At 60.0% G+C, this 4,830-nt stretch carries 5 protein-coding genes; 4 read left to right on the forward strand and 1 reads right to left on the reverse strand.

Annotated features, from left to right (window positions below; all coding sequences use genetic code 11):
• The 3 genes from VIM98_RS10805 to VIM98_RS10815 all read left to right on the forward strand — a co-directional run.
• Nucleotides 1-1,116, forward strand: a 1,116-nt coding sequence (locus VIM98_RS10805; RefSeq protein WP_331993112.1) for a hypothetical protein, incomplete at its 5' end; no start/stop codon positions are given.
• The gene (locus tag VIM98_RS10810; protein WP_331993113.1) at nt 1,109-1,897 is read left to right on the forward strand and encodes a formyltransferase family protein; all 789 of its coding nucleotides are present in this window, start codon (nt 1,109-1,111) and stop codon (nt 1,895-1,897) included. The genes VIM98_RS10805 and VIM98_RS10810, both read left to right, overlap by 8 nt.
• Complete coding sequence (locus tag VIM98_RS10815) at nt 1,894-2,661, forward strand: polysaccharide deacetylase family protein (protein WP_331993114.1); 768 nt, start codon at nt 1,894-1,896, stop codon at nt 2,659-2,661. Before VIM98_RS10810 ends, VIM98_RS10815 begins: the two co-directional genes overlap by 4 nt.
• 346 nt (nt 2,662-3,007) lie before the next feature.
• Here VIM98_RS10815 and VIM98_RS10820 read toward each other — a convergent pair whose 3' ends face one another.
• Nucleotides 3,008-3,901, reverse strand: coding sequence for a fumarylacetoacetate hydrolase family protein (locus VIM98_RS10820; RefSeq protein ID WP_331993115.1), 894 nt, complete (start codon nt 3,899-3,901; stop codon nt 3,008-3,010).
• A gap of 131 nt (nt 3,902-4,032) precedes the next feature.
• Here VIM98_RS10820 and VIM98_RS10825 point away from each other — a divergent pair.
• On the forward strand, nt 4,033-4,830 hold a 798-nt coding region (locus tag VIM98_RS10825), incomplete at its 3' end, for a DUF72 domain-containing protein (RefSeq protein WP_331993116.1).

Consider the following 4,830-nt stretch of genomic DNA (forward strand, 5'->3'; position numbering starts at 1 on the left):
GTACTGGCCTGGGGTATCCGCGCACGCAATATGCAAATCTGGTTGGGTAGTTACCTGCGACGGCCTCGGCCTTTGGCCGCCGATGGTCCGGTACACGTGATGTTCTGCTTTGTCGATCATTTCGAGCCAGCTTGGGGAAAGGTCGACCTGGCGACCCAACGGGCGCGCGTCGACCGTTGGTGCGCAGAATATCGCGCGCTTGCGTCGTCGCACCGCGATGCGGACGGTAGACCACCGCAGCACACCTTCTTCTATCCCGAAGAAGAATACCTTGAAGAACACCTGGACAAAATCGCTGCGCTATGCGCCGAAGGCTATGGCGAGCTGGAGATCCATCTGCACCACGATAACGATACGCCAGACAACTTTCGCATCACCATCGCCCGGTTCAACCGTTTGCTGCACGAGCGTCACGGTGCGCTACCACGCGATCCGCATACCGGGCAGTTGCGCTTTGGATTTATCCACGGCAACTGGTGCCTGGACAACTCGCGTGCCGACGGTCGCTGGTGCGGGCTGAACAATGAGCTGATCCTGCTGCGCGAATTGGGCTGCTACGCCGATTTCACCTTGCCCTCCGCACCTAGCGACACGCAAACGCGCACCGTTAACACCATCTACTACGCCACCGACGATCCGGGCAAACCGAAGTCGCACGACGTAGGCGTTCCAGTACGTGTCGGCGGCCACGCCAGCGGCGACCTGATGATTGTGCAAGGTCCGTTGGGCCTGAACTGGCGCGAGCGTCGCTACGGCCTGATCCCGCGCATCGAGAATGCCGACGTGCGGCGCGCCTGCCCGCCCACGCCCGGTCGTGTAGATGCATGGATACGTACTGGCATCCATGTGCAAGGGCGACCGGAATGGGTGTTCGTCAAAGTGCACACGCACGGTACGCAGGAGCGCGACATGGACACCCTGCTTGGCGCGCCAGCGCATGCGATGCATGAGCATCTCGAAAACCATTACAACGACGGCGAGCGCTATGTGCTCCACTACGTCACCGCGCGAGAGATGTATAACATCATCAAGGCGGCCGAAGCCGGCAAGCAAGGCAATCCGAACCTCTGGCGCGATTTCGAGCTACCCCGGCCACAGGGAGCACCTCATGCGTAGCGTGCTGATCTGCCACGCGGGCGACGATTTCGACCGAATCGGGTTGGCTGCCTGGCTGGCCTCGTTCTCTCACCTGGCAGGCGTTGTCGTTCTGGAAGAAACCAGCGCGCAGAAACGTGCTCGCATCCGACGCGAGTTGCGCCGGGTCGGCTGGCTGCGCTTTCTCGATGTGGCAGCCATGCGCTTGTATCAGCGCACCGCACTGGCCGCTCGAGATCGCGCCTGGACACTGCGCGCACTCGCCATCTTGCGTGCACGATACGGCGAACCGCCGCAGGTGCCGACCATCGTCGCTGCGGACGTCAACCATCCGGACGTCATATCTTTCATGCGTCGTGTCAAACCGGATATCGCTCTGGCGCGTTGCAAGCAATTATTGAAGAAGAGACTCATTGCCGTGCCCAAGATGGGATGTTTCGTGATGCATCCGGGCATCTGCCCCGAGTACCGCAACGCGCACGGCTGCTTCTGGGCACTGAGCGAACGCGACCTCGACCGCGTAGGCATGACCTTGCTCAAGGTAGATCCGGGCATCGATACCGGCCCGGTATACGGCTATTACCGCTACTCATTCGACGAGCGCCACGAATCGCACGTGGTAATCCAGTACCGCGTCGTGATGGAGAACCTCGACGTCCTGGCTTCACGCCTGCACGAAATCGCCGACGGCACCGCCCAGCCGGTGGACACTCGCGGCCGCGACAGCGCGACCTGGGGGCAACCGTGGCTTACCCGCTACCTACGCTGGCAGCGCGCCGCGGCGAGGATGCCTGTCCCATGAAGATTCCGGCGTTGATGTACCACGACATTGTCAGGCCGGGCGCGGCCGATGCCAGCGGCTTTCCCGGAGCAGCCGCGGCGCACTACAAGCTCGATACCCGAGCTTTCGACGCGCACCTGTCCGCGCTGAACGCGAGTCGCCTCACCTTTCCGGCCATTACCCAGCGTGGCCCCACCGGCTGCCTGCTGACATTCGACGACGGTGGCGCAAGTGTCATGGATATTGCCGCTCGGCTAAGCGCTCGAGGCATGCGTGGGCATTTCTTTATCACCACGGCACGGATCGGCCAGCCGAGCTTTGCGACGTCGCGCACGCTGCGCGAAATACGCGCCGCAGGCCATATCGTCGGAAGTCATTCGCACACCCATCCCACAGAAATATCCAGGCTATCCAAAGCGGAGTTGGCGGCGGAGTGGCGCCGCAGCACCGACTGCCTCCAGCAGTTGCTTGGTGAGGCGATCGCCGTTGCTTCTATACCCGGCGGCTTCTACTCCGACGCCGTGGCGCATGCCGCAGCTGCACAAGGGATTCGTTATCTTTTTACATCCGAGCCCGTCGTCACGACGCACGACATCGATGGTTGCCTGGTAGTGGGTCGCTACAGCATCGTGCACGACACGCCGCCGGAACGGGCGGTGTGTCTGGCATTGGGTGCCGGTACCGACCGTTCGCGGCAATGGCTGATGTGGAACATCAAGAAACCGATCAAACGCTGGGCGCGGCCGGTTTATCGGAGCATACGTGCACAGTTGTTAGGTGCGTGAAGAAACAGGCAACACTGCAGGGAACCGAAGATCGAGACAGCACCCCAACCGACCAGACGGGAACTGGCTCGACGCGATCCGGACTATTACCAGCTATCATTAGATGTAACAACTGAAGATATCGGCACCTGATTTTTTGTTTTAGATGGCACAGCTAACAACGATGCCAGCTTGTCCCGGAAACGCTTCGCGAAAGGGGCTACCGGCGGTATGACGCGCTTAGATAGACCTGCTGATCGGGGGTGACGTTATTCAAGCCGATATTGGCCACGAGATCGAGCTGGAGATTGGAATCGACAGCATAGATAAAGGCAGTGTGACAGTAGGTTGATACTGCGGTAAGACCCTAGCCCACCGAATTCTCCAGCGCTCCAATCCCTTCGATCTCGATCCTCACCACATCGCCCTTCCCCAAAAACTTGGGGGGCTTGAAACCAACACCAACGCCCTCGGGCGTTCCTGTTGCGATGATGTCGCCGGGATAAAGCGTGATCCCCGCCGACAGGGTTTCAATCAAAATGGGAATATCGAATATGAGGTCTCGCGTATTGGCCTTTTGGCGCACCTCGCCGTTAACTAGGCAGCGCAGTTCTAGATTCCGACCGTCGATCGTATCGGCCGTCACGATCGCCGGCCCCATCGGGGCAAATGTATCGAACGACTTGCCCAGGAACCACTGTTGATGACGCTTCTGCCAATCGCGCGCGGTGACGTCGTTGACGATCGTGTAACCGAAGACATGATCCATCGCATCGGCCTTCATGATGCCGCGCCCGCCTCGGCCGATGATGACGGCTAGCTCGGCCTCGTAATCGAGTGCTTCGGTTACACCTTCGGCGGCCCAGATAGCCTCTCCGTCTGCAATGACCGTCTCCGGTGCCTTGGTGAAAAAGATCGGTGCCGCGGGCACGGCATCCTGCGCCTGCTGTCCGGATTCGTAGCCGCTGCGACTGAATTCTTCGGCGTGGGCACGATAGTTCTTGCCGACACAAAAGATATTCCTCGCCGGTCGCGGAATCGGCGCCAACAACCGCACATTCCCACGATCGATCATGTCCCCGTCGACAACGGTCATGCCTGCGAGTCGCGCCTGTATCAAGCCAAGCATGCTGTAGACAGGCTCACCATCGGCAAGAAGCAGCCGATGAAACGTTCGCTGGCCATCCCAGCGAGCTACGCCAACCTGCTCTTCTCGTTCGTAGGTTACCAATTTCATCGCGGACCTCCTCTCGTTCTGCACGACACATTCGCGCTATCCCTACGGAAAATCAATGCCGCCGAGGGAATTCACACGATCGCCGGATGGTATTCACACTGCACGCGCCGCCATGACGGAAACATACCCGAGACATCGCCTTCGAGGAAATTTCCATGGCCAAGGCACGCATCGGTATTTCCGGTTGGCGCTATCCGCCATGGCGCCATGGCAAGTTCTATCCCAAGGGCTTGCCGCAGCGCGAGGAACTGGCATATGCCGCACGCCAGTTCGCCACTATCGAACTCAACGGTTCGTTCTATTCACTGCAACATCCAGAAAGCTATCGGCAGTGGCACGACGCCACGCCCGGCAGCTTCGTCTTTGCGGTCAAAGCGCCACGTTACATCACCCATGTCAGGCGCTTGCACGAGATCGACAAGCCCTTGGGCAATTTTTTCGCTTCCGGCGTGCTTGAGCTTGGCAAGAAACTCGGCCCGATACTCTGGCAGTTTCCGCCCAATCTGCGTTACGACCCGGATCTCTTCGAGGCCTTCCTGCAGCAACTTCCCCGTACGACGGACGAGGCCTCAGAGCTCGCGCGCCATCACGATCGCATTCGCCACCCCGTTATCCATTCGTCCGTAAGAAGGCGCTTGCGGCATGCCATAGAAATACGGCACGAGAGTTTCGCGACACCCGAGTTCATCGCACAACTGCGTCGGCACCGAATTGCCGTCGTACTGGCCGATACCGCCGGCAAATGGCCGTTTATCGAAGACATCACGGCCGGCTTTTTGTACTTGCGCCTTCACGGCGATCGCAAACTCTATACGAGCGGCTATGACGAAGCCTCCCTACGCTGGTGGAAACAGCGCATCCATGCATGGCTGCGCGGCGGGCAGCCCCAGAGGGGAGCGTCCCGGGTATCGACTGAAGCACCGCCGCGGCGGGTAGGCCGCGATGTGTATTGC

It is taken from the genome of Dyella sp. (assembly GCF_036568765.1).
In the GTDB taxonomy this organism is placed as follows: Bacteria; Pseudomonadota; Gammaproteobacteria; order Xanthomonadales; family Rhodanobacteraceae; genus GSA-30.

Coding starts and splice junctions, on each gene's coding strand:
- VIM98_RS10810 (WP_331993113.1), top strand. CDS start 1,109: ATGCGTAGCGTGCTGATCTGCCACGCGGGCGACGATTTCGACCGAATC.
- VIM98_RS10815 (WP_331993114.1), top strand. CDS start 1,894: ATGAAGATTCCGGCGTTGATGTACCACGACATTGTCAGGCCGGGCGCG.